The following is a 23,437-nucleotide window of genomic DNA, read 5'->3' as shown; positions in this document are numbered from 1 at the left end:
CCGGATTCCTCCTTTTTCAAATGGCGAGGCAGAACAACTCGCGGACGGTTATTGCGGCATCAGTCCATCGTCAGGCTGGTCTTTCTCTCTCCGGTACCAGGCTGCGAAGACGTAAGCGAGCACGGAACCGTACGTCAATTCCTGCAACAGCTTCATGATGATTCCGCCCAGACGCTGATCCTCCAACGGCGGCAGGGGAACGGCGAACATCGATTTGTCGATCGGAGCGGAGAAAAACGGCGCGCACAGCATGGAAGGTCCGTTTACATACGTCTCGTAAAGCGCCGACTCGGAGAAAATGATCAGCGCACAGGCTGGCGTAATCAGCACGCCGTTGGCAAAAATATAAGCCAGCTTTTGCAGCTCGGACAGCCGATGGATCTCCGGGATGGGAGCGATTACAGGAAGCCACATCCAAAGCGCTGTCACCAGGAGCAACAGGTGAATCAGGTTGTGCGCCGCCAAATTGTTCATCGTCATGTCTAGAATAACAGGCATGTGATAAAACGAGAATAGGGCATTGAACAAAAGGACGGCAGGGATCGGATGGCTGACCACGCGCAAAAACCCTTTCAACCCTTTGCGGTAAAAAAGGAAGCGCATGAGCCAGGGCGGTGTGCCGGCCAACAGCAACAAAGGCATCACGAGATAGAGAATCGACTGCTGAAGCATATGGGCGCTGAACAAAAAGTGGCCCGCGACATTCAAGGGGCTGCCCATGCCGAAGTAAAACAGCAGCAAGCCGAGGGAAAACGATAGTTTCTGTTTGAGCGAAGCAGGTTTGGCGTCAGGGAAAGTATGGCGCAAAGGTCCTGTCAAGGAAAAGTAAGCCAGTCCGATCAGAGCCGTCAACAGAAAAAGCTCCGGGTTCCACGTCGCCCGAAAGCCAAAGGTCTCGGTCAAGTATATAAGGGTCAACACCATTACCTCCGTTTTCCTGGAATATACCCAGTATCCATTATAGGCATTCGTTTCCAAAAGCCTAATGACTCTTTCGGGCTATTTCTGGCTGTTTTCGTTCACAGTTTTGTCACCGATACGAGAAAAGGCCCTGGAGCTTTCGCGTCCGGGGCCTTTTGTCCGCTATGATTTTTTCTGCTCTTCCAGCCATTTCTTCCACTGGTCGGCTTCGTGGCCGCCTACCAGACGAGCTACTTCCTTGCCGTCTTTGTAGTGAACGAGAGTCGGGGTGAACTCGATCTGGAAATCATCCCAGCTTGCGTTAAATTCGAGCAGGTTGTGCTTTTTCATGTCGATTTGCATGTCTTTGACGATCGGCACCAAAACAGGTGTCGTAGCGCGGCAATGCTCGCACAGCGGGCTGTAGTAGTAGACGTACAAGTCTTCTTTGCCCGCGATCTTGCTCTTCAGCTCGTCCGGCATGATCAGGTTGTCGTACAGCGGGTCTTGCAATTGCTCGATAGTAGCCGGATTCAGGTTGGCTTTGCCGTAAGGGTTGCCGGCAGCCGCCTGGCGGTTGGACATATCCGAGTACACAATCGCGCCGATCAAGAGCGCTGCTACCAGGATAGACAGGAAAATAATCTTTTTCATGCATCAATTCTCCTTTGCGTTTTTCATGACGATGAACAGCAAAATACTGATTAAAGCAAATGCGACCAGCGCCAGAAAAGGAATGGTGATAAACCCGAACCAGTTGATGTAGTCCGTATTGCAGGGGACAATGCCGCAAGCGTTGCCCAGCTCATGCAGGAAGGGAACCTTTTGGATCAAGTAATGATAGAGGGAGATGCAGCCGCCGATCAAAGAGAGAATCAAGGCGTACGAGGACATTTTGTAGTCCTTTTTCGCGGACGCCACTCCGAGCAAAATGATGAGCGGATACATCAGGATGCGCTGGTACCAGCACAAATCACACGGTATGTACTTCAATACTTCCGAAAAAAACAGACTTCCAGCCGTGGCAATCAGGGACAGGCCCCAAGCCGCAAACATGGATTGTTCCATCACTTGTTGACGTTTCATAACAACACCTCGTTCATATCTTACCATATTACGATTCGGAAGTAGATTATAAAAAGTAACAATTTTTCAAAGGGAAAGGCTTGTGCTTGTACCAAAAACAGGATAGAGGCGCTACCCGAAGCGCTAGGGCTACAGGTAGTGTCGCCGTCAGATGACGCGTACTTGCATGGCAGGCTGGACGTCGCCAACAGGGACAAAGATCGATTGCAGAGAGGGCCACTCTACCAACAATACTCCTCGCCGATAAGCGGCACCGCCATCGATGCCGATCAGGTTGCCGCGCCGCCAGGGACCATAGCCTTCATAGTCAGGCAAACGAGGCACCGGGGTATGACCGAAGACGATTGGCCTGTCTCCTTCATAATAAAGGTAGAAGGGCTCGCGAATCCACAGGAGATCTTCTGGATTTTGCTGGCGCAGCGGAATGCCGGGACGAATGCCCGCGTGGACGAGCAGAACAGCGGGCGCTCCCGTCTGCGGATCGGCTGGAAGCTCCATGTACAACGGCAAGGCGGACAAGGCCGGCAACAGTCCGGGATACTCGCTCTGAATCAGCCGTCGAGCTTCCTCCTGTTCGGCGCTGGATGGCATGGAATGGAGAAAAGCCCGGCGCAGAGGGTGGTTTCCCAAGAGCGAACGGATCGTGGCATCTCCGCCGTTGTAACGCAAGTACAGCTCCGGGTTTCCTTGTCCTTTCAGCCAATCCTCCAGCATCTGCTCGTGATTGCCTTTCAGGAGAAAGACCTGGTTTGGATATTGCTTTTGCAAGGTAAACAGGTCGAACAGCACTTCCTTCGATTCCGGGCCGCGGTCGATCATATCGCCGATCACATAGAGACGATCTCCCGTTTGCGGGGAAAAGGAGGCATCGCGCAATGCTCTGCGAAATGCCTGGTTCTGGCCGTGAATGTCCGAGACGAAATAGGTGGCCACTTCCACTCACCTCCCATGAGGACTTGGCGCGACTCTTATTACGATATGCCGATCAGGAGAGGGAGTGCCAATGCAACGAGCCGTGCGAGCTGAATCCAGGCTGCCTTGTTGAAAACATAGGCGCACCAACTGGGCGTTCGGGAATATGGATACCTATGAGACATATACCCAGAACGTTGGAGGGAAGACGGGACAGATGGCTACCACTTATCGGGACTATACTTCGCCGAATACGCAATTTACGTACGATATGCGCAACAACACGTTTTTTCAAAAAGACGCGGGCAACTTCATCGATTCTCTCGGCATCCAGCAGTTGAACACGCTGGGCAACACTTCGCTGCTCGACATCTTTTTGACGACTGGAAACGTGATTGAGCCACATATTCATCAAAACGCTTCCGAACTGGTTTACTGTGTGTCCGGCGAGGCAGCCGTTTCCATTATTAATCCATTCACGAACCAGTTGCTTACTTTCCATATCAAGCCGAGGCAAGTGGCGAATGTGCCGCAGGGCTGGTGGCATTACGAGATTGCCCTGACGGACGATACGCATCTGATTGCCGTTTTTGACGCTCCGGTGCCGGAAGTGATCTTTGGCTCCGACATCCTGCGACTGACCCCGGCAAGCGTATGGGCGCACACGTACTGCCTGGACGAAGCGAAGGTCAAGGACACTTTTGCTCCGATCACCAGAACCGTTGTCATCGGTCCGCCGCTTGGTTGCCAGCGAGGGGCGAATCCGGGAGCGAACCAAGGCTCGAATCCGGGCGCAAACCAAGGCACGAACCAATGGAACAGCCCGTCCAGCCAGCTTCCGCACTACAGCTATTCCAGCCAATGGCCGACAAGCTCCTATTACTACGATGCCGCCGCTTATGCCCAGGCGCCGGAGTACGGACAGTACACGCACTATCCGGAACTGTCCGGGTACACGTATTATCCGCCCAGCCAGCCTCAGCTCCAGCAACAGCCTCAGGCGTCTTATCCGCAGCAATATGGATATGCCGGAACGTATTAGCTGACGTACGAGACACAAGACTCCTTATTTGCTGTACACTTCCTTTTTCCTCCTTTACAATGAGAGCAAAAAAGCGGAGGGGATGCAGATGGAGTCGCTGGCCAAATGGCTGCAACAATCACCCCGAACGATTGTCTTTACAGGTGCAGGCATGTCTACCGAAAGCGGCCTGCCTGATTTTCGTTCCCAGACCGGATTGTGGCGCGGATTGGACCCCCAGCAGCTCGCCAGCACGAAAGCGATGCGCGAGAACCGGGACGAGTTCGCCGCTTTTTACCGCAAGCGGATCGAAGGGTTGCTGGCCTGCCAGCCGCATGCAGGACACGAGTTGTTGGCAAAATGGGAGCAGCGCGGGCTGGTCGAAGGCATTATCACGCAAAATGTAGACGGCTTTCACCAGCGGGCAGGGAGCCAGGCAGTGGCGCAACTGCATGGCACATTGAGCACGGTTAGCTGCATTCGTTGCCAGGAGCGCTATTCCAGCGAGCGGTATTTGCAGGAAGACGGGACTAGGTGTGCGTGCGGAGGCTTTGTCCGTCCCGATGTCGTCTTGTTCGGAGAAGCTTTGCCGCCGACGCAGGTTGAGCAAGCCGTCGAGTGGGCTGAGAGCGCTTCGCTGTTCCTCGTGCTCGGCTCTTCGCTGACAGTCAGTCCGGCTAACTGGTTTCCCCAGCGGGCGAAAGAAAGCGAGGCGAGACTGGTGATTGTCAATCAGGAGCCGACGCCGCTCGATGACTGGGCGGATCTTGTGGTGCGCGACCAGAAAATAGGGGAGCTATTGTCGCAAACCGAGCGATGGCTGACGAGCTGAACAAACAGGCGGGGCGTACTCACGACGAGTGAAGTGCGCCTGCTTTTTTGCATGCCGGACAGGAACCGGGCAGAGAATCCTAGAGCTTGCACGAAAAAAATGGTACGATCATAAGATAGCATCCCTTTCAACTGGAGAGGGCAAATAGAAAAGTACAGGTGAAGACCATGCAAATTATTTCAGTAGAAAACCTCTCCAAAAGCTACGGAGACAAAATTTTGTTTGATCATATTTCCTTCCATATCGCAGAGCAGCAACGGATCGGGCTGATCGGAGTCAACGGTACAGGAAAGTCTTCGCTGTTGCGCATCATGGCGGGACAAGATACGCCAGACAGCGGAAAAATCATTCACGCCAACCATTTTCACGTCGAATACTTGCCGCAAAACCCAAGCTTTGATGAGGAATCAACCGTATTGGAGCAAGTGTTCTACGGAGAGTCTCCGCTGATTCAACTGCTGCGTGAGTACGAAATCGCGCTGGAAGCCGTTCAGGCAGATCCGCAGGACGAGAAAAAGCAGGCGCGCCTGTTCGCTGTACAAGGGCGGATGGACGCAGCAGATGCGTGGGAGAGCAATACGCAGGCCAAGACGATTTTGACGAAGCTCGGGCTGCACAACTTTTCGCAAAAAGTCAAAGAGCTGTCCGGGGGCCAACGCAAGCGGGTAGCCATGGCGCGGGCGCTGATTCAGCCAGCCGATTTGCTGATTTTGGACGAGCCGACGAACCATATCGACAATGAGACGGTAGAGTGGCTGGAGGAATTTTTGTCCCGCTACAAGGGCGCTTTGCTGCTCGTCACGCACGATCGCTACTTCCTCGACCGGGTGACGAACCGCACGTTTGAGCTGGATCGCGGCAAGCTGTACAGCTACGAAGGCAACTACGCCACGTTTTTGGAGAAAAAAGCCGAGCGGGAAGAAAATGAGGCAGCAGCAGAAGACAAACGGCAAAATTTGTTGCGCCGCGAGCTGGCCTGGCTGCGCAGAGGGGCCAAAGCGCGGACGACCAAGCAAAAAGCGCGTGTCCAGCGGGCAGAGGAGCTGCGCGACCGGACCGTGGAAGGCCCGACAGCCAAGCTGGAGATGGCGCTTGGCGCGAGCCGACTGGGCAAAAAGGTCATCGAGATCGAGCACGTGCAAAAAGGTTACGGCGACCGCAGTCTCATCAACGACTTCAGCTATATCGTCCTGCCAGGTGATCGCGTGGGGATCATCGGGCCAAACGGCAGCGGCAAGTCGACGCTGTTGAACATGCTGGCCGGACGAATCCAGCCTGACAGCGGGACGATCGATATCGGGACGACGGTGAAAATCGCCTACTACACGCAGGATAGCGTGGAGATGAACGAGAAGCTGCGCGTGATCGAGTATGTGAAGGAAGCGGCAGAAGTAATCACGACGAGCAACGGCGAGGCGATTACCGCTTCGCAAATGCTGGAGCGTTTCCTCTTTTCCCCAGCCATGCAGTGGACGCCGATTGCCAAGCTGTCTGGCGGCGAGCGGCGCAGGCTGTACTTGCTCCGCACGTTGATGGGCGAGCCGAACGTGCTGTTTTTGGATGAGCCGACCAACGATCTCGATATCCAGACGCTCAGCATTTTGGAAGATTATTTGGAGCAGTTCCCTGGCGCGGTCATCACGGTTTCCCATGACCGCTACTTCCTTGATCGCACGGTCGACCACCTGTTTGCTTTTGAAGGAGACGGACAAATTCGCCATTTTATCGGCAATTACTCCGAGTATCTGGAAGAAAAGCGAGTGGAGGACACCGCAGCAGCAACAGCTTCCGTGGGGCAACAGCCATCCGTCGAGAAGCAGGCGAGCAGTCAGGCGACGCGCGGCAACAACCGCACGAAAAAGCTTTCGTACAAGGATCAGAAGGATTGGGATACGATCGAAGGCAAAATTGCAACTTTTGAAGAACGGCTCGCGACGCTCAAAAAAGAAATTGCCGGAGCGGGCAGCGACTACGGCAAGGTAGAAAAGCTGTTTGCGGAAGAACAGCAAGTGACTGCCGATCTGGAAGCGGCAGTAGAGCGCTGGGCGGAGTTGTCTGCCCTGATCGAAGAGTTGGAGCAAGGGAAGTAATTGGCAGGGTGCCAATCTCTGTTTGTCTAGCCAGTTATTGAGGCTGGGAAAGCAACGCCGATCTCCTGTAGACTAGAGAGGATTACTAGAGTAGAGGAGTCGCTGTCGTTGCCTGCCTATAAGCTGGACCCGGAATGGGTGATGTCTTACCTCGTATTGCAAGAAGAAAGGCTCGCTTGTGAAGTCCATCCGAAGGACAAAGAAGCGATCATGAACAAAATCAGGGAAATGACGCTTTCGATTATGTACAAGCAAGCCAGAAGATTTCTCGTATACTTGGAGACGAATGACCAAAAAACGGTCGATGAAACGGATAAGCACCTCATGTAAAAAAGACCCGCCTTTTCGAAAATGAAGAGGCGGGTCTTTGCCTGTGCACGCGGCCATTTATTGCAGGCGGATTCGGACAGGTGTGCCGATGGGAACGATTTTGGCCAGTTCGTTGACATCCTGATTGTACATGCGAATGCAGCCGTGCGAGACGTAGTGCCCGATCGAGGATGGGTTGTTTGTGCCGTGTATGCCGTAATGAGGTTTGCTCAGCCCCAGCCAGTATGTTCCGAAAACACTGAGCGGTCCTCCCGGGTACGAGTCGGGATAAGGAACCTTGTTGATGATCGTAAAATCGCCACGAGGTGTTTCCGTCGCGATCTTGCCGAGCGCAACCGGATAGGAGCGGATCAACGTATTGCCGTCGTACAAATCGAGCTTTAGCCTTCTGATCGAGATGCGAATGTTGTATGCAGGCATTCCCTCACCTCCCTTTGGCAGCCGCCCTCGACAACGTTGCTACTATCGTATGTGAGATGGCGGGAGAGGTACGCGGGTTTCTTTTTAGCGGAAGGAAGAAAAGGTATCAGGGTAGCGCAAGCCGTCGCGGTAGAACAAGGTGCGCACCCAGGCGTACAGACGCAACGGAATGGACGGGAAGACAATCGCCAGCTTCCCTTCTTCCAAAATGGGCAGGTCGAGCGGAGACTGAATCTCGTAAGGAACGCCCTCCTGATCGAGCAGTGCCTTGTAATGGTGTGCTTCGCTCCAGCTCACCGGGTAATAGAATGATTTTTCCATCGCATCCAACACCTTTCCGGTTTTCACTGCTCCCATTATATGCAACCCATTTGGGGTAAAAAAAGAAACGAGCGCGTAGATCAAGGAAAATAGGCTTTCTCTGTGGCCAAAATGTGCCGCGAGCGAAATTACGGCATGATTTTCAAAACAATTCAGTGTAAAGTGAAAGTATCCAGAAAATGGAGGGACGCTTTGTATGGCGCAGACACATTTGCACTTTAACATGCACATCGGAAAAAAGAAGCCGGAGAGCGTAATCAATCGGGAAACAGCGTGTCCTTTCTGTGATCGCGGCAGTTTGACTGACGTCCTGGAGCAGCGAGGTTCCATGATCTGGCTGATGAACAAATTTCCCGTCCTGCAAGACACGCATCAGACAGTGTTGATTGAATCAGAGGAGTGCAACGGCGACTGGTCGACGTATTCCCGGGAGCATGTGCACGCTTTGCTCTCCTTTGGCGTCGAGAAATGGCTGGAGATGGAGAGAAGCGGTTCTTTTCGCTCGGTTTTGTTTTTCAAAAACCACGGCCCGTATTCCGGCGGGAGCATTCGCCATCCGCACATGCAGATTGTCGGCCTGACTGGCTACGACTATCGCTCGCAAGTGAAGGACAGCGACTTTATGGGCATTACGATCGACAAGGAAGCAGGGGTTTCCTGCACCCTCTCCACGCATCCGCGAGCGGGCTTTTTTGAATACAATGTCATTTTGGAGGACTTGGATCGGCTGCCCAAAATGGCCGAATACTTGCAAATATTGGCGCACTGGATTTTGCATCACGTCAATCCGCGCAACCAGAGCTACAACTTTTTCTTTTATCAATGGAAAGAAAAGCTGATTGCGAAAGCCATCCCGCGCTTTGTGACGTCGCCGCTGTACGTCGGCTACACGATTCCGCAAGTGGCAAACAACCTGGATGAAATGATCGAAGAAATGAGAAGGCATTATTTTTAACGAAAAAGGAGCGAGGCTTTTGACATACGAGATCGTAGCGAAACAAACATTGACCGCAGAGGAATTGGCGCAAATTAACGAATTGGTTCGATTATGCAACGAACATGACGGGATTGATCTGAAAATCAACCCGGACATGCTGCGAAACCGCTCAGGCAAACATACGGAAGATTTTCTCTGCTACGCGGACGGCAAACTGGTCGGATTCCTCGGCTTGTACGTTTTCCACAGGAAAGAGGCAGAAGCGAGCGGCATGGTACACCCTGACTATCGCCGAAAAGGAATTTTTTCCAGTTTGCAGCGAGCTGCCGAAGAAGCGTGCAAACAACGGGAAATTCCTTCGATCCTCTTTATCGTCCAGCACAACTCGCAGTCCGGAGCAGCGTACATGCAGCAAATCGGCGCGACGTACGAACATTCGGAGCACTGGATGGACTTGGGCGAGGGCGGGCGTCAGACCTGTAACGACACGTTGCGAATCCGCCCGGAAACGGCTGACGATTACGAGACGCTGATTCAACTCAATGTGCACGGTTTTCAAATGGAAGAACAACAGGTGCGAGAGATGGCCGAGATGATGGCAAGCGATCTCAACTCCCGTACATACTTGGTGATTGTAGAAGAGGAAGCGGTCGGCAAAATCAGTGTGAGCCGCAAAGATGCGAAGGCGTTCATTTACGGATTTTGCGTCCATCCCGACCATCAAGGCAAAGGCTACGGCCGTCAGGCGTTGGCGCAAACGATTCGGCTGATCGAAGAGGAAGGCTACAAGCACGTCTCTCTGGAAGTCGCCTGTGAGAACAGCAAGGCGCTGGGGCTGTACGAATCTTGCGGCTTCGTCGTAAAGTCTGCCAACGATTACTACAGGCTGAATTTGTAGCAGGCAAACTGCTTTTGCTTGCACCTGCGGATTGGCAAACGCAGGAGCTTCCGTGCTACCATAGGGGAGAGGTAGCATTGCGGAAAAAGGAGTGACGAAAGCATGAAACTGTTGTCGATCGAACCGACGCCGAGTCCGAACGTGATGAAGCTGAACGTGGACGAGACTCTGCCAGGTGGCGTGCAACATGTTTATACAAAGGCGGAAGCAGCGAAAGCGCCGGAACTGATGCAGGAGCTGCTCGCCATTGACGGAGTGACGTCGATTTTTCACACGGCGGACTTCCTGGCGTTGGAGCGCAAGTCGAATGCAGACTGGCAGCGCATTTTGACAGAAGCGCGGGAGATTTTGCAGGCAGGAAAAGGAACGGCAATTCCTGTCGTCTCCGCTGAGCAGGCGGGAGCCTACGGCGAGGCGCAAGTATTCGTCCAGATGTTTCGCGGCGTGCCGATGCAAGTGAAAGTAACGATGGGAACCGAGCAAATTCGCGCAGCTCTGCCTGAGCGATTCGGACAGGCTGCTGTACAGGCTGGATCTGCTTCGCCGAACTTGATCATGGAGCGAAAATGGGTGGAGCATGGCGTGCGTTACGGCGATTTGCGCGAAATTGGCGAAGAAGTAGCGCAAGAGGTCGATGCGACTTACCCGCCAAGCCGCGTGGAGGAAATCGTCCAGCAGGCGATGCTGCTTGGTCCTGGGGAAGCGCCGCAAGAAGTGGAGCGCGAGAAAAAAGTCGTCACGCTTGAGATGCTGGACGACCCGGATTGGCGAAACCGCTATGAAGCGCTGGATCGGATGGAGCCGACAGAGGCAGACTTGCCTGTCCTGGAAAAAGCGCTCCGCGATCCCAAGCCTTCCATTCGCAGGCTGGCTGTCGTCTACCTCGGCATGGTGGGCGGCGATAATGTGTTCCCGTTGTTGTTCGAGGCGCTGCGGGATGACTCCGTCTCCGTGAGAAGGACGGCTGGCGACACGCTGTCCGATTTGGGCGATGTCCGGGCGATTGGGCCGATGTGTGAGGCGCTCAAAGATCGGAACAAGCTGGTGCGCTGGCGTGCCGCTCGCTATTTGTTTGAAGTAGGCGACGAGACAGCCCTGGAAGCCCTGCACGCAGCCCAGAACGATCCTGAGTTCGAAGTCAGCTTGCAGGTGCAAATGGCTGTACAGCGGATCGAACGGGGAGAAGCTGCCAGCGGTACAGTTTGGCAGCAGATGACAAGACGCAACGACTAATCGCTCTATCGCGGTTTCCGATTCGGGGAAGCCGCGATAGAGTTTTTTGCTTGCAAGCTACACGCCGCCGTACATGGCGCATGCCTGCCCGGTTTGAGCCGCCCATGCCTGGTTGCCGTAGTCAAAATGCCACCATTCGTCTGGGTAATTGGTGAATCCTACGCCTGTCATCACCGCATACAGCAAGCGGCGGTTGGCCTGCGCTTGTCTGTCGGATTCGTCAGTGAGCTCGTTGCTTTCAAAATAGCGCGTACAGGCGCGCGGTGAAAAGTCATCAAAAGCGGTTCCCATCTCCAGCCAGCCGTCAGGCCCGGCAATCGTCAGGTCAATGGCCCCTCCGGTCAGGTGACGCGGCGGTTTTGCCGGATCGTGCGTGGGGCGGGCCACAAAGCGGTGCAGCTCCGTGTACAATTCCTCGCCTTCGACGAAGCCTTGGGCGAGAAGCTGCGCTTTGAAACGGTCGTACAAGGCTTGCTGCACCCGGATCGGGCGGTATCCGTCCAGCACGACGAAGCGAAGATTGGGCGGGAGCAGCTTCGCGGCTTGCAAAAGCTTGTCTGCGACCCCTTTTCTGATCAGGCAATCCGCTGTGGCTCCGTCCAATTCCTGGATGTGGTAGGCCGGATATACCTCGAACTGTGGGGCATACTGCTTGAGAGAAATGAGCGGATCGTTGTTTTCACAGATGGCAGGGAGCGTGTCTGCCTCTTTTTGCGCCGGAGGAATCGGGGTATTCCAGTCCATGTGGCAACCACCTTTTGCGTTTTTCTTCATCATAGCACAGCCGATCTAGGTAAAAAATGGTATCAGACAGTATAAAAATAGACACAGTTCAATAATAGTTGACTTCCACCTTATCCATCCCTTATTCTATTGTAGGGTTTAGCTCATGAATCAACATCGCTAGTGCGTAGGGGAGATTGTGTATGACAACCAATCACTATGACGTTGTTATTGTAGGTGCCGGACTGGCTGGTCTTTCCAGTGCTGCCTACCTGTCGTCTAAAGGTAAAAAAGTTTTAGTTTTGGAGCGCGGACAATTGGGTGGACGTGCCGTTACATTGAAGATCAAAGGCTTTAACTTCAACTTCGGTGCTCACGCCATTTATGCTCGCGACAGCTCTGTATTGAGAACGTTTGAAAAAGAACTCGGACTCAACATTGACTGGCAAGATTTCAATCCGACAAAAGCGAAGTACGATATCGGAAGCGATCTGACTGCGGTTCCTTCCAACGTGCAAGGACTTTTCCAAACAAAGCTGCTCAAAGGGATGGACAAGGTGTTGTTCACATTTGAAATCCTGAAAACGATGCTCAAAGTGGAAAAAGGCCATCCGCACATGTCGATCCAAAAGTGGATGGAAAAAAAGCATGTCAGCGAAGAAGTGCAAGATATGATGCTGACACTCGCCTCCTCCAACTTCTTTACCCGTGAACCGGAAAAAATTCCGTCGGATGTGTTCTTCACGTACTACAGCCGTTTGTTCACCACGAACAAGCCTGTAGCTTATATCGGTGGCGGCTGGCAAGCTCTGATCGACGAATTTGTTCGCGTGATCGAAGCAAACCAGGGAACCATCATGCTCAAGAACAAAGTAGAAAAGTTCCTCGTAGAGAACGATCGCGTGGTTGGAGTGGTGACGCCGGAGGGCGAGTTTACGGCTGATGAGTTCGTCTGCTGTATTCCGCCGAAAGAGTTGGCAAAAGTATTCGCAGAAACGCGTCTGGAGCACGCAGTGGCCCAGCATGCGGAATACGAGCCGACAGTCGTCATGGTATACGACATTGGTTTGAAAGAGCGCATTGACGTGCCGTTCTCCTACATCTACGACAAGCAGAACAATATTTTTATCACCGACATCTCTTACTACGACCGCACTTGTGTGCCGGAGGGCGGACAGCTGTTGCAGGCGACTGCGTACATGCGTCAGGCCGACGTCGGCAACAAGGAAGCGGCAGATATCCGCAAGCAAGAGATCGAGAACCTGTACGACAAGCACTTCCCGGGCTGGCGCGAGCAATTGGTTGTTCCGCGTGTTTCCGCCCGCGCAGTGGTACAGGAGATCAAATGGACGATGAATCAAAAGCCAATGCCGACCTTCTTCCCGGACTACCGCAACCTGTTCTTTGCAGGAGACTGGTGTGAAGGGCAAGGCCAGTTGTCCGAGCTGTCCTTCTCCAGCGCATGGCAAGTGTCCAACCTGATTTTGGAAAAAGATAAGTAAAAGTAAGCGGGTCATTCCTTTTTGTTGCGAGAGGAAAGACCCGTTTTTTCGCGTGGGCGCAGAAAAGCCCGCCAGACGAAGCGGGCGGGCAGTGGCAAGCTACGCTTTTGGACCGTACGCGTCATACAAAAGACTGCCGATGCGGGCCATGACAGCAGCTGCATCTTTTTGCGCAAGACCTTTGTTGAGCAGGGAGACGCTGATCGCGTGCGGACCTGTGTAGAAAATTCCGACATCATGCGTGATTTTGGTAACCGAGCCTGTCTTGTTGGCGAACTCCCATTTGGGAACCATGCCGATGATCTCGCCATCCGGATCGGGCAAGAGGAACGGAAAACGGTCGCGATGCTGTTGCTGCTTCAAGATCGCAATCATTTTCAGACAGCTGTCGTAGGAGATGACTTTGCCAGTCGCCAAATAGCGGAGGTGGCTGCCGATATCTGCTGCTGTAATCTCGTTGTAGCCTTCCAGTTCGGCGGGCACGACCATCAGTTTGTTGTAAAAGGAGCTGTTTTCCATGCCTGTCTTGCGCATGGCGTTGCGGATGCTGTCTGTCCCGACGAGATCGATCATCATGTTCGTGGCTGTGTTGTCACTCTGGATGATCATCAAGGTGACGAGATCGTACACGGTGAACTCGGTTCCGGGTGTCATGTGCTGAAGAACGCCTGCCCCGCCGACGAGATCTTCCTGGCGCAGCTTGATTTTGTCTTCGAGAGCGAGCTTTCCGGCATACGCTTCCGCGAACACGGCTGTCATGATCGGCACCTTGATGACGCTTGCCGCATAAAACCGTTCGTTCTCGTTGATCGCGAGCTTTTCGTTTGTCTGTAAATCTTCCAGATAGACTCCCCACTCACCGCCAGCAGCTTCCAAAAGTTCTGAAACAGGGGTAAACAGACTGGATAGCATCAAACCCATCTCCTTTTTATTCGTGTAGACAAAATTTTCTCAAGATAATATTATTTAGTCATGCTCCTAACAATCAAGAAGAATTATTCCAAAGACGGGGGTTTTGTTGTGAAAAAGTTGAAGAATCTATCATTTTGCGCCGTTTTGCTGACCAGCTTGGTGTTTGCTGGCTGTGGAACGCCGCAAGCCGGCACGCCAGAGAAAGCGCCAGGTGCGCAAGAGGAGCAGAAAAGCGCGCCGCAAACAATGCAGGTCAACCTGAACACAGGTGAGCCGAACACGATCGACCCTGGACTGGCAGAAGATATCCCTTCGATGTCTGTTGCCCGTGCAGCATTTGATGGCCTCCTGCGCCTGAATGCAAAAGGCGAGCTGAAAGAGGCGGTCGCCGAGAAGTACGAAGTTTCCGCTGATGGCTTGACCTACACGTTCCATCTGCGCGATTCCAAATGGTCCAACGGCGATCCCGTTACGGCCCACGATTTTGAATACGCCTGGAAACGGGTGCTCGATCCCGAGACAGCGTCCGGCTATGCGTATCAGCTGTACTATTTGAAAAACGGGGAAGCGTTCAACGCCAAGAAGGCGAAAGCGGACGATGTCGGCGTGAAGGCGACCGATGACAAAACATTGGTCGTGACACTGGAAAATCCGGCTCCATTCTTCCCTGAGCTGGTGGCGTCCGTCACTTATTTCCCAGTCAATAAAAAGGCGGTCGAAGCCGGCAAGGATTGGGCTGCGAAGCCAGAAACGTACATCGGCAACGGCCCGTTTGTCCTGAAAAAATGGGAGCACAAATCGCTGATCGAGTTTGCGAAGAACGACTCCTACTGGGATAAAGACGCTGTGCAACTGTCTACTTTGACGATCAACATGATTGAAGATGCGAATACCGAGCTGTCCATGTTCGAAAAAGGCGATCTGGACTGGGCTGGCTCTCCGCTCGGCGACTTGCCGCTCGATGCGCTGGACTCGCTGAAAAATTCCGGGAAAATGCAGTCCCAGGCGACAGCAGGCACGTACTGGTACATTTTCAACACGACGCAAAAGCCGTTCGACAACAAAAAAATTCGCCAGGCGTTCGCAACTGCTGTCAACCGCAAGGAAATCTCGGAAAACGTAGTGCCGTTCAAGAGCACGCCAGCGCTGGGAATCCTCCCGCCAACCATGGCGCTCAATCCGGATGGCTACATCAAGGATGGCGACGTGGAAACAGCGAAAAAGCTGCTGGCCGAAGGAATGAAGGAAGCAGGCTTGACCCAGTTGCCTGAGTTGACGATCGCCTACAATACGACAGAAGTGAACCAGCGTATTGCCACTGTGATCCAGGATCAGTGGAGAAAAGCGTTTGGCATCGAAGTCAAGCTGGTGAACAAAGAGAACAAAGTCCACCGCGAGCAAATGAAAGAAGGCAACTTCACGATCGGCCGCGCCAGCTGGATCGGCGACTTTAACGATCCGATCAACTTCCTGGAAGTATTCAAGGGCGGCTTGAACACATCGAAATGGGAGAACAAAGAGTTCCTCGACCTGCTTGCCCAGTCTGCCAAGGAAGGCGATCTGGCAAAGCGCAAAGAAATTTTGCAAAAGGCGGACGCCATCGTCATGGATGAAATGCCTGCATTGCCGATCTACTATTTCACCTATGCGTGGGTGAAGCAAGACAGCGTAAAAGACGTCGTCGTGGACGCTCTCGGGTTCATCGACTTCAAGTACGCTTCAAACGTCAAATAAACCAAGGTAGCGATAAGGGAGTGACTTTGCGTGCGTCCGATTATTGGTGTCGCGTGTACGAAAATGTATTTCCCGAATAACAATCTGGATCAATTTTTTTACGTCGGCTCAGGCTATGTGGACGGAGTGGCCCGCGCAGGCGGGATACCGCTTATCCTGCCGCTTTTGACGGTACAGGAAGCGCCGTTTCGGGAAATGGTCGAGTCGCTCGACGGCCTGATTTTGACGGGCGGAGATGATCCTGCCCCTCACTTGTACGGGGAGGAACCGCTGCAAGGGCTGGGCGATATCGAATACGAGCGGGACTTGGCCGAGCTTGCGGTAATCAAGCTGGCGCTGGAGCTGAAAAAGCCGATTTTGGGCATTTGCCGCGGAATGCAGATTTTGAATGTAGCGTGTGGCGGCACGCTCATCCAGGATATTCCGAGCCAGGTTCCGGGAGCCTTCCAGCACGCGCAAAAAGGCTCGCGCCAGTACGGCGCACACAAAGTCACGCTGCAACCGGGATTTTTGGCGGACGCTCTCGGACAACAAGAAGTGTTGGTCAATACGTCCCACCATCAGGCAGTCAAGGACGTAGCGCCAGGCTTCCAGATGACAGGATGCGCGGCTGACGGAGTGATTGAAGCGATTGAGAGTCAAAACGGGCTGTACATCGGTGTGCAATGGCATCCCGAGCGGATGTGGTCGCACGATAGCCAGATGTTTAAAATCGCCCAGGCATTTATTGCCCGGGTAAAACAGCAAAAGCTGCAAGCCAACTAAACGAAAAGCCGTTCTGCACTTGCGCAGGGCGGCTTTTTGCAATCGCAAAACGATTTTCGATGTATACTGGGCTTAGAGGTGAGTGAAATGTTGCCAATTGGAGCAAAAGCCCCTTTCTTTTCCGCCAAAAGCACAAAAGGCCCGGTCGATTTGCGCGACTATGTAGGCAAGCAAACGATCGTGCTGGTCTTTTACCCGGGAGATGATACCCCGGTATGCACGAAGCAACTGTGCGCCCTTCAGGACAACTACGGCACATTGCAGCAGAAAAATACGGTCGTGTTTGGCATCAATCCGGGTGAACTGGACAAAAAGCAGGCGTTTGCAACGAAATTTCAGTATGAATTTCCTTTGATCGTCGATGAAGGCCAAAAAATTCGCGAGGCATATGATGTAGGAAAAATCCTCGGGTTGTTTTTCCAGCAGCGAATCGTCTATATCATCGGCAAAGACGGGACGATCGTCTACGCGAAAAAAGGCAATCCTCCCGTATCCGAGCTGCTTCGGGTCATGGAAGCGCAAGAGCAATAACGGGCGAACGGCGGTTGGGGAGATATCCGCTTGCATTGAAGGGCCAAAACAAGGATAATACAAGTACAAATGAGAATGTATGTTTGGTGGTTATCCGCTATGAAAAAATTCCTTCATCTGGATATCGACGCGTTTTTCGCCAGTGTAGAGCAGCTTGACCGCCCCGAGTTGCGCGGCAAGCCGGTCATCGTCGGGGGAACAGCCAATCGCGGCGTCGTCTCGACGTGCAGCTACGAGGCGCGCAAGTACGGTGTTCGCTCTGCCATGCCTGTCGCGATGGCGCGAAAAAAATGCCCGCAAGGTGTGTACCTCCCCGTCCGCTATGGGCGTTACATCGAGAAATCGGCGGAAGTCAGGGAGATTTTCACTTCCTATACGGCGCGTTACCAAACGGTCGGGTTGGACGAAGCCTACCTGGACGTCACGGACTACGAGAATGCCGTTCCCGTCGCGCGCGAGCTCAAGCGGCGAATCAAACGGGAGACAGGATTAACCTGTAGTATCGGTCTTTCCTATAATATGTCGCTGGCGAAAATCGCCAGTGATTTGAAAAAGCCGGACGCTTTTGTCATCATTCGTCCCGAGCAGGCGCTGGACGTACTGCGCCCTTTGCCGATCGGAACGCTGCACGGCGTCGGAAAAAAATCGCAGGAATTGCTCGCCAAAAAGGGCATTGCTACGGTCGAGGACTTTTGGCAACTGTCTCTGGACGAGGTCGTGCAACTGTTCGGCAAGTTTGGCCGCTCGCTGTACGACCGCTCCAGAGGGGAAGACAGCCGGGAGATCGTGATGGACCGCGCACCGAAGTCGACGAGCCGCGAGACGACACTGTCTTTTGACTTGTATGACCGCGAGTCGATCGCGCCGATTGCCTATTCCTTGCTGCGGGAAGTCGAAGAGGACGTGCGCCAGGATGGGGTCGAGCCGCAGACGATTACGCTCAAGATCAAGTACGCCGATTTTACGCAACGGACCAAACAGCACAAGGCAGTCGCAGGGGCCAACTGGCAAGAACTTCTGGACGATTTGCTCGATGCGTTTGATTACTCGCCGGGTGTCAGGCTGGTCGGAGTTGGCTTTTCCAATTTTGCCGAGCCGAAACAGGAGCGCTACGAGCAATTGTCCATGTTTCCTTGGAAGCTGGGGAGATAGGAGGAGGGGCAATGGGCGAGGAGAACCCGTTTCATTGTTGTGCGACCTGTACGCATTTTCGCGTGGAAAAAGCGCCCGGCGGCGTGACTTATCGCTGTTCGCGGCTGACGTACGAGACGCGGCCGGACTACCGTTTTCAGTGCTGGACTCCGACAGAGCGGGTCAAGCGCCTGATGGAGACGAGACAACAACCGTTCGATAGCGAATAAAAGACGACACCCCCGATGGCCACGTACTAGCGTGACAGCGGGGGTGTCGTTTGTTTGGCTGGAGCATGTGGTTGCTTCGTCAGTGGCTTGGTCACTCGGTCGCTCGGTCACTCGGTTGCTCAGTCACTCGGTTGCTCGGTCGCTCGGTCACTCGGTTGCTCGGTCGCTCGGTCACTCAGTCGCTCAGTCACTCAGTCGCTTGGTCACCCAGTCGCTACCAGCAGCATTCGTCTGTGCGTTTCCTTTAGACATTAAGACGAATGCATCTCGCCTTTTGACGAAGAGACTCGCACGGCTCCACTCGCTTTGAGCTGGAGGAACAGCATGATGCCGAAGCCAAGCACGGCTGCTGCCACAACGAGGATGGCAGACGATACAGGCAACAAATCCGTCAAAATGCCGCCTGCCAACGGCCCGGCTACCATGCCGATCCCGTGGAACATGTTGAACAAAGCGTAGGCTGTGCCATAGGCGCCGCTTCCCCCTTGGTCGATGATGCTGCCCAAAGTCGGGAGGGTGGGTGACAGCGTAAAGCCTACGCCTGCGCCGACAAGCGCCATCGCAATTCCCGCCTGCCACAGCGAGCCAGCCCATACCAGTGAAGGCATGAAGACAGCGAGGATGACGATTCCGGCGAACATCAGCTTATACGGATTAAAACGGTTGGACAGCGAGCCTGCTACCGGGGCAATCAATCCGTAGGCCAAAGTCATCGCTGCAAACAGCAAGCCGATCGCAGTCGGGGTGATGCTGAACTTTTGCGTTAAAAAGACGGGCAGCGTCGGCTCCAAGAGACAGAGCGATACTTCCGCCAGCAGGACGATTCCGGCGATGAAGACGACCTGTGGATTGCGCAAAAATCCGCCTACCGCAAGCTTTTCGCTGGCTGTACGAGCCGCTTCTTCCTTCAGGAACAAAAAGACGAGCACGATGTTGATGACCGTAAAGGCCGCAGCGGCGAGAAACGGCATCCGGTGATCGCTGATCTCAAACAGCCAGCCGCCGATCGGTGCGCCGAGCAAAGTGCCTGTAGAAATAGCGGTCAACGCCGTTCCCATGACCGCTCCGCGCATTTTCGGAGGGAACAGGTCGGCGAGCAGGGCGAGAGCGGTCGGCCAAGTCGCAGCCGCTGCAATCCCTTGCACGAAGCGGGCAGTAATCAACAAGGCCATGGTGTCAGAGAACGCGAACAGCAGCGTGGAAGCTGCCAGCCCAATCAGGCCGACCAACAGCACGGCACGTCTGCCCAAGCGGTCCGAGATCGGGCCGAAGATCGGAGTGGCGAGCAGCATGGCGACCGCATAGCTGCTGAACAGAATGCCCATCATGGTAGAGGAGGGCTTTAGCGTCTCGGAAAAATAAGGGACGATTGGAATCAACAGACTGTAGAGCAGCATATCGATGAACAAAATCAGAATCACGAACAGCAAGCCAGTGCGTTGCGCTTTTGTCATTTGGGTAAAAACAGCCATGGTGAACACCTCTTTCAAGTCGTGTACTCGAAAAACTATTTTTGTTTTATTGGTTTTCGCAAAAAAAGAGAATAAAAGGGGCTACCTTTTATCCACAGGGATCAGGCCGTACAACAGAACATCGACAATCGCCGCCAAAGCTTCGGAAACCGTAATCTGGTTTTTCATGTAAAAGCGCTGATCCAGTGTCGAATTGACGGCGTCGATGATCAGCTTCATCACTAATGTCACGTTCATGTTGACGATCAGCCCCTCTTTGACCCCTTGTTCAATCAGGGCGCGCAGCGTCTGCCAATCGTCCGAGAGCGCGGAGTCGACCAGAGCCCATTGCTCCGGGTAGTAGCGCTTCATCTGTTCAAGAATGCGCAAATCGTAAAACTCGTAGTGTGTCGGCAACACCAGCATGACCCCTTTGATTTTATCGAGGAGAGAAAGACTGTCGTCAGCGAGAATTTGCCGGGTTTTTTCATCGCCCTCGGCAAACGTCTGGGAGATGATTGTTTCGAGAATCTCCACTTTGGAAGAAAAATGCTCATACAGCGTTCGCTTGCTGATCCCCAGCCTGCGCGCCAGGTCGTCCATGGAAAACTTCATGCCTTTTTCTCTGATCTCTTCAATAAAACCTTTCATGATTCGGTCTTTCATCTTCAGCGACCCCCTGCCTGACTTACGGGTGAAAACTATTTAAACAAAAACAGTTTTATAAGTACCGCCATTATGACACACTCTGATTGTCCGTGGCAAGGGGCGGCGCAAGCTTTTTCTTTTGCAACAGAGTGGTCGATTATGGTATAGTAGGTGCCGAAATCGCGGTTAATGGCTGCACATCATTTGGAGGTGCCCCGTGTTTTTAAACAAGCTGATGCCCAGTCAGTTCGTAGAGTCAATCCATCACATTGATATAGATCAATTGAAACGAAATAAAATCCGTGCGGTGATAACAGACCTGGACAATACGTTGGTGGAGTGGGACAGGCCGGAGGCTACTCCGGAGGTAATCGACTGGCTGGCCCGGATGCAGGAAGCAGGCATTCAGGTCACTGTTGTGTCCAACAACAACAAGGAGCGCGTACATCGCTTCTGTGCACCACTCGATCTCGGTTTTATTTGTGCGGCGAAAAAGCCGACCAACCGTGCCTTTTTGCAGGCAGTTCGGCAAATGAACGTGACCATCGCCGAGACTGTCGTGATTGGCGATCAATTGTTTACTGATGTGCTGGGGGGAAATCGACTGGGGTTTCATACGATCCTGGTCGTGCCTGTGGCCCAGACGGACGGTTTCTGGACGCGCTTTAACCGTCAGATGGAGCGCGTGGCTTTAAGCTGGATGGAAAGGAAAGGAATGGTTTCGTGGAGGAGAAAAGCATGACGGAACAAACACTCGGCTCTTGTGCCGGATGTGGGATCGCGATTCAGACAGAGGATGCGAAAAAGCCCGGCTATGCGCCGGAGTCGGCATTGGGGCGCAAGGTCGTCATCTGTCAGCGCTGCTATCGCATCAAGCATTACAATGAAGTCGCTCCGGTAGGAATGGGTGACGACGACTTCCTGAAAATTTTGGATGGCATCGGCTCTACGCAATCGCTGGTCGTCATGGTCGTCGATATTTTTGACTTCCAAGGCTCCTGGCTCAGAGGGCTGCCGCGCTTTGTCGGGAAAAACCCGATTTTGCTCGTGGGCAACAAAGTGGACTTGCTGCCGAAAAACATCAACCTGAACCGCGTGCGCAACTGGATGCAGCATGAAGCGAAAGAGCGCGGCTTGCGCCCGGAAGACATCGTGCTGATCAGTGCGCAAAAAGGACTGCATATCGACGAACTGTTGAATCGGATCGGGGAGCTGCGCAAAGGGCGCGACGTGTACATCGTCGGAGTGACCAATGTCGGCAAATCGACGATGATCAACCGCATCCTGCACGATTACGGAGCCGCAGAGCTGGAGATCACGACATCGCCATTCCCTGGCACGACGCTCGATAAAATCGAAATTCCGCTGGAAGACGGCCGCTCCATTTACGATACGCCGGGCATCATCAACCGCGATCAGATTGGACATATGGTGTCGCCAGCCGATTTGCGCAAAATCACTCCGAAAAGCCGGATCAACTCCAAAGTATACCAGCTCGAAGCTGGACAAACTCTGTTTCTCGGCGGCTTGGCACGCATCGACTTTGTGCGTGGATCTAAACAGCCGTTTGTCGTTTATGTAGACAACGACCTGTACATTCATCGCACGAAGCTGGAAAAAGCGGACGAAGTGATGGAAAAGCATCACGGCACGCTGCTGGTGCCTCCGACAGGAGAAGAAGCGGCAAAAGCGCTCCCGCCGTTCGTCAAGCATTCCTTCAAGGTGACCCAGTCGCAAATGTCTACGGATATCGTCATCTCCGGGCTGGGCTGGGTGACCATTCAAGGCAAGTACGAAGCGAACGTCGTGGTTCACGCGCCAAAAGGAGTAAGCGTGGGCATGCGCCGCGGGCTGATCTAGCCAGTTCAACAAGTATCCGCGTATGGCGCTCCCTTTTTCGTGCCATATGCTAGAGAGAGAAGCTACGGGGGAGGAAATGCTCCATGATTACAAGCAAAACGCAGTTGGTTGGCCTGTTCGGACATCCGGTTTCCCATTCCCAATCTCCGATGATGCACAATGCTGCTTTTTCCGAGACCGGACTTGGATTCGCTTATGCGGCGTTTGACGTAGACCCGGAAGACTTGGCGGACGCGGTAGCGGGGATTCGCGCATTGGGCTTGCGCGGGATTAACGTGACGATTCCCCACAAGGTGGCGATCATGCCGATGCTCGATGAAATCGATCCGCTGGCGAAGCGCATCGGCGCGGTCAATACGGTCGTAAGCAAGGATGGCAGGCTGATCGGTTACAATACGGACGGCATGGGCTACGTCCGCTCGCTTGTAGCGGAGACGGGGATCGTGCTGGACAAACAAATTGTCACGATGATGGGCGCGGGCGGAGCTGCCCGTGCTGTTGCGTTTACTTTGGCGGAAAAAGGCGTCAAGGAAATTCGCATCATCAACCGCTCGCGGGAAAGAGCGGCTGTACTGGCAGAGCATGTGGGAACAATCGTCCCGACGCGGATCGTGGAGCAAGGGGAAGGCAAAGACGCCATCGCAGACTCCTCCCTTTTGATCAACACGACTTCCATCGGCATGCTGCCAAACGTGCAGGAAACTCCTGTGCCAGCAGAATGGCTCCATCCCGGCCTGACTGTCAGCGACCTGATTTACAACCCGCTGGAGACGCGCCTGTTGCGTGAAGCGAAAGAAATCGGCGCGACTGTCCACTCCGGCGTCGGGATGTTCGTAAACCAGGGTGCACTGGCATTTGAGCTGTGGACGGGAACAGACGCACCGACAGATGTCATGCGTGAGATTGTCTTGCAGCAACTGACGAAAACAACCTGATCAATCTTGATTGCAGGAACTAAAAGGAGGCATGC

At 53.6% G+C, this 23,437-nt stretch carries 26 protein-coding genes; 16 read left to right on the top strand and 10 right to left on the bottom strand.

Features of this window, described 5'->3' with window-relative positions; genetic code table 11:
* Positions 1 to 48: 48 nt before the first annotated feature.
* From ctaG to IRJ17_RS22795, 4 genes are all read right to left on the bottom strand, one after another.
* Entirely contained in the window at positions 49 to 918 is an 870-nt protein-coding gene (gene ctaG / locus IRJ17_RS22810) for a cytochrome c oxidase assembly factor CtaG (RefSeq protein ID WP_063231423.1), read from the bottom strand.
* A 165-nt stretch (positions 919 to 1,083) separates the two neighbouring features.
* The gene (locus IRJ17_RS22805; protein WP_122964156.1) at positions 1,084 to 1,554 is read right to left on the bottom strand and encodes a thioredoxin family protein; all 471 of its coding nucleotides are present in this window, start codon (positions 1,552 to 1,554) and stop codon (positions 1,084 to 1,086) included.
* A gap of 3 nt (positions 1,555 to 1,557) precedes the next feature.
* Positions 1,558 to 1,986, bottom strand: coding sequence for a disulfide oxidoreductase (locus IRJ17_RS22800; protein WP_063231328.1), 429 nt, complete (start codon positions 1,984 to 1,986; stop codon positions 1,558 to 1,560).
* 147 nt (positions 1,987 to 2,133) lie between these two features.
* The gene (locus IRJ17_RS22795; protein WP_173597437.1) at positions 2,134 to 2,919 is read right to left on the bottom strand and encodes a metallophosphoesterase family protein; all 786 of its coding nucleotides are present in this window, start codon (positions 2,917 to 2,919) and stop codon (positions 2,134 to 2,136) included.
* 196 nt (positions 2,920 to 3,115) lie between these two features.
* Between IRJ17_RS22795 and IRJ17_RS22790 the strand changes: the two genes are divergently transcribed.
* From IRJ17_RS22790 to IRJ17_RS22775, 4 genes are all read left to right on the top strand, one after another.
* On the top strand, positions 3,116 to 3,940 hold the full coding sequence (locus IRJ17_RS22790; protein ID WP_242771973.1) for a cupin domain-containing protein: 825 nt from the start codon (positions 3,116 to 3,118) through the stop codon (positions 3,938 to 3,940).
* Positions 3,941 to 4,028: 88 nt separating this feature from the next.
* Positions 4,029 to 4,751 (top strand): NAD-dependent deacylase, encoded by a 723-nt coding sequence (locus tag IRJ17_RS22785; protein WP_242771971.1) that lies wholly within the window; start codon positions 4,029 to 4,031, stop codon positions 4,749 to 4,751.
* Between the two features lie 167 nt (positions 4,752 to 4,918).
* Positions 4,919 to 6,841, top strand: a complete 1,923-nt coding sequence (locus tag IRJ17_RS22780) for an ABC-F family ATP-binding cassette domain-containing protein (RefSeq protein WP_242771969.1) — start codon at positions 4,919 to 4,921, stop codon at positions 6,839 to 6,841.
* A 108-nt stretch (positions 6,842 to 6,949) separates the two neighbouring features.
* Entirely contained in the window at positions 6,950 to 7,171 is a 222-nt protein-coding gene (locus IRJ17_RS22775; protein WP_122964150.1) for a hypothetical protein, read from the top strand.
* A gap of 57 nt (positions 7,172 to 7,228) precedes the next feature.
* Here IRJ17_RS22775 and IRJ17_RS22770 read toward each other — a convergent pair whose 3' ends face one another.
* Together IRJ17_RS22770 and IRJ17_RS22765 are read right to left on the bottom strand one after the other, a co-directional pair.
* Complete coding sequence (locus IRJ17_RS22770) at positions 7,229 to 7,591, bottom strand: L,D-transpeptidase (RefSeq protein WP_173598597.1); 363 nt, start codon at positions 7,589 to 7,591, stop codon at positions 7,229 to 7,231.
* An 84-nt stretch (positions 7,592 to 7,675) separates the two neighbouring features.
* Positions 7,676 to 7,912, bottom strand: coding sequence for a hypothetical protein (locus IRJ17_RS22765; RefSeq protein WP_122904675.1), 237 nt, complete (start codon positions 7,910 to 7,912; stop codon positions 7,676 to 7,678).
* 196 nt (positions 7,913 to 8,108) lie between these two features.
* Between IRJ17_RS22765 and IRJ17_RS22760 the strand changes: the two genes are divergently transcribed.
* The 3 genes from IRJ17_RS22760 to IRJ17_RS22750 all read left to right on the top strand — a co-directional run bounded on the left by IRJ17_RS22760 (position 8,109) and on the right by IRJ17_RS22750 (position 10,980).
* Complete coding sequence (locus tag IRJ17_RS22760; RefSeq protein ID WP_063231335.1) at positions 8,109 to 8,867, top strand: DUF4931 domain-containing protein; 759 nt, start codon at positions 8,109 to 8,111, stop codon at positions 8,865 to 8,867.
* A 19-nt stretch (positions 8,868 to 8,886) separates the two neighbouring features.
* Positions 8,887 to 9,747, top strand: coding sequence for a GNAT family N-acetyltransferase (locus IRJ17_RS22755; protein WP_122964148.1), 861 nt, complete (start codon positions 8,887 to 8,889; stop codon positions 9,745 to 9,747).
* 102 nt (positions 9,748 to 9,849) lie between these two features.
* Positions 9,850 to 10,980 carry a virulence factor gene (locus IRJ17_RS22750; protein WP_122964147.1) on the top strand — a complete coding sequence of 377 codons (1,131 nt, stop codon included), beginning with the start codon at positions 9,850 to 9,852 and terminating at the stop codon, positions 10,978 to 10,980.
* A 57-nt stretch (positions 10,981 to 11,037) separates the two neighbouring features.
* On the opposite strand, the gene IRJ17_RS22745 is transcribed toward IRJ17_RS22750, so the two are convergent.
* Positions 11,038 to 11,724, bottom strand: coding sequence for a M15 family metallopeptidase (locus IRJ17_RS22745; protein WP_122964146.1), 687 nt, complete (start codon positions 11,722 to 11,724; stop codon positions 11,038 to 11,040).
* Between the two features lie 182 nt (positions 11,725 to 11,906).
* Here IRJ17_RS22745 and IRJ17_RS22740 point away from each other — a divergent pair, with 182 nt between their 5' ends.
* A complete protein-coding gene (locus IRJ17_RS22740) occupies positions 11,907 to 13,205 on the top strand; it encodes a phytoene desaturase family protein (protein ID WP_122964145.1) in 1,299 nt (432 codons plus the stop codon).
* Between the two features lie 99 nt (positions 13,206 to 13,304).
* On the opposite strand, the gene IRJ17_RS22735 is transcribed toward IRJ17_RS22740, so the two are convergent.
* Complete coding sequence (locus IRJ17_RS22735) at positions 13,305 to 14,117, bottom strand: serine hydrolase (RefSeq protein WP_122964144.1); 813 nt, start codon at positions 14,115 to 14,117, stop codon at positions 13,305 to 13,307.
* 108 nt (positions 14,118 to 14,225) lie between these two features.
* On the opposite strand from IRJ17_RS22735, the gene IRJ17_RS22730 reads away from it, so the two are divergent.
* The 5 genes from IRJ17_RS22730 to IRJ17_RS22710 all read left to right on the top strand — a co-directional run bounded on the left by IRJ17_RS22730 (position 14,226) and on the right by IRJ17_RS22710 (position 18,508).
* On the top strand, positions 14,226 to 15,851 hold the full coding sequence (locus IRJ17_RS22730) for a peptide ABC transporter substrate-binding protein (protein ID WP_122964143.1): 1,626 nt from the start codon (positions 14,226 to 14,228) through the stop codon (positions 15,849 to 15,851).
* Positions 15,852 to 15,881: 30 nt separating this feature from the next.
* Positions 15,882 to 16,616 carry a gamma-glutamyl-gamma-aminobutyrate hydrolase family protein gene (locus IRJ17_RS22725; protein WP_122964142.1) on the top strand — a complete coding sequence of 245 codons (735 nt, stop codon included), beginning with the start codon at positions 15,882 to 15,884 and terminating at the stop codon, positions 16,614 to 16,616.
* Between the two features lie 87 nt (positions 16,617 to 16,703).
* Positions 16,704 to 17,147, top strand: coding sequence for a peroxiredoxin (locus IRJ17_RS22720; protein WP_122964141.1), 444 nt, complete (start codon positions 16,704 to 16,706; stop codon positions 17,145 to 17,147).
* A gap of 99 nt (positions 17,148 to 17,246) precedes the next feature.
* Complete coding sequence (locus IRJ17_RS22715; RefSeq protein WP_122964140.1) at positions 17,247 to 18,299, top strand: DNA polymerase IV; 1,053 nt, start codon at positions 17,247 to 17,249, stop codon at positions 18,297 to 18,299.
* Between the two features lie 11 nt (positions 18,300 to 18,310).
* Positions 18,311 to 18,508 carry a hypothetical protein gene (locus IRJ17_RS22710; protein ID WP_122964139.1) on the top strand — a complete coding sequence of 66 codons (198 nt, stop codon included), beginning with the start codon at positions 18,311 to 18,313 and terminating at the stop codon, positions 18,506 to 18,508.
* Positions 18,509 to 18,759: 251 nt separating this feature from the next.
* Here the strand turns inward: IRJ17_RS22710 and IRJ17_RS22705 are convergent, their stop codons facing one another.
* Positions 18,760 to 19,980, bottom strand: a complete 1,221-nt coding sequence (locus IRJ17_RS22705; RefSeq protein ID WP_173597428.1) for an MFS transporter — start codon at positions 19,978 to 19,980, stop codon at positions 18,760 to 18,762.
* An 81-nt stretch (positions 19,981 to 20,061) separates the two neighbouring features.
* On the bottom strand, positions 20,062 to 20,625 hold the full coding sequence (locus IRJ17_RS22700; RefSeq protein WP_173597427.1) for a TetR/AcrR family transcriptional regulator: 564 nt from the start codon (positions 20,623 to 20,625) through the stop codon (positions 20,062 to 20,064).
* A gap of 199 nt (positions 20,626 to 20,824) precedes the next feature.
* Here IRJ17_RS22700 and IRJ17_RS22695 point away from each other — a divergent pair, with 199 nt between their 5' ends.
* From IRJ17_RS22695 to IRJ17_RS22685, 3 genes are all read left to right on the top strand, one after another.
* Complete coding sequence (locus tag IRJ17_RS22695) at positions 20,825 to 21,349, top strand: YqeG family HAD IIIA-type phosphatase (RefSeq protein WP_122964136.1); 525 nt, start codon at positions 20,825 to 20,827, stop codon at positions 21,347 to 21,349.
* Positions 21,346 to 22,467, top strand: coding sequence for a ribosome biogenesis GTPase YqeH (gene yqeH / locus IRJ17_RS22690; protein ID WP_122964135.1), 1,122 nt, complete (start codon positions 21,346 to 21,348; stop codon positions 22,465 to 22,467). The genes IRJ17_RS22695 and yqeH overlap by 4 nt, the downstream gene beginning before the upstream one ends.
* Before the next feature lie 83 nt (positions 22,468 to 22,550).
* Positions 22,551 to 23,402, top strand: coding sequence for a shikimate dehydrogenase (locus IRJ17_RS22685; RefSeq protein WP_122964134.1), 852 nt, complete (start codon positions 22,551 to 22,553; stop codon positions 23,400 to 23,402).
* Positions 23,403 to 23,437 lie beyond the last annotated feature (35 nt).

The sequence above is a fragment of the Brevibacillus parabrevis genome (assembly GCF_022701015.1).
GTDB lineage: Bacteria > Bacillota > Bacilli > Brevibacillales > Brevibacillaceae > Brevibacillus > Brevibacillus parabrevis.
This window is presented reverse-complemented; position numbering and strand designations above follow the sequence as displayed.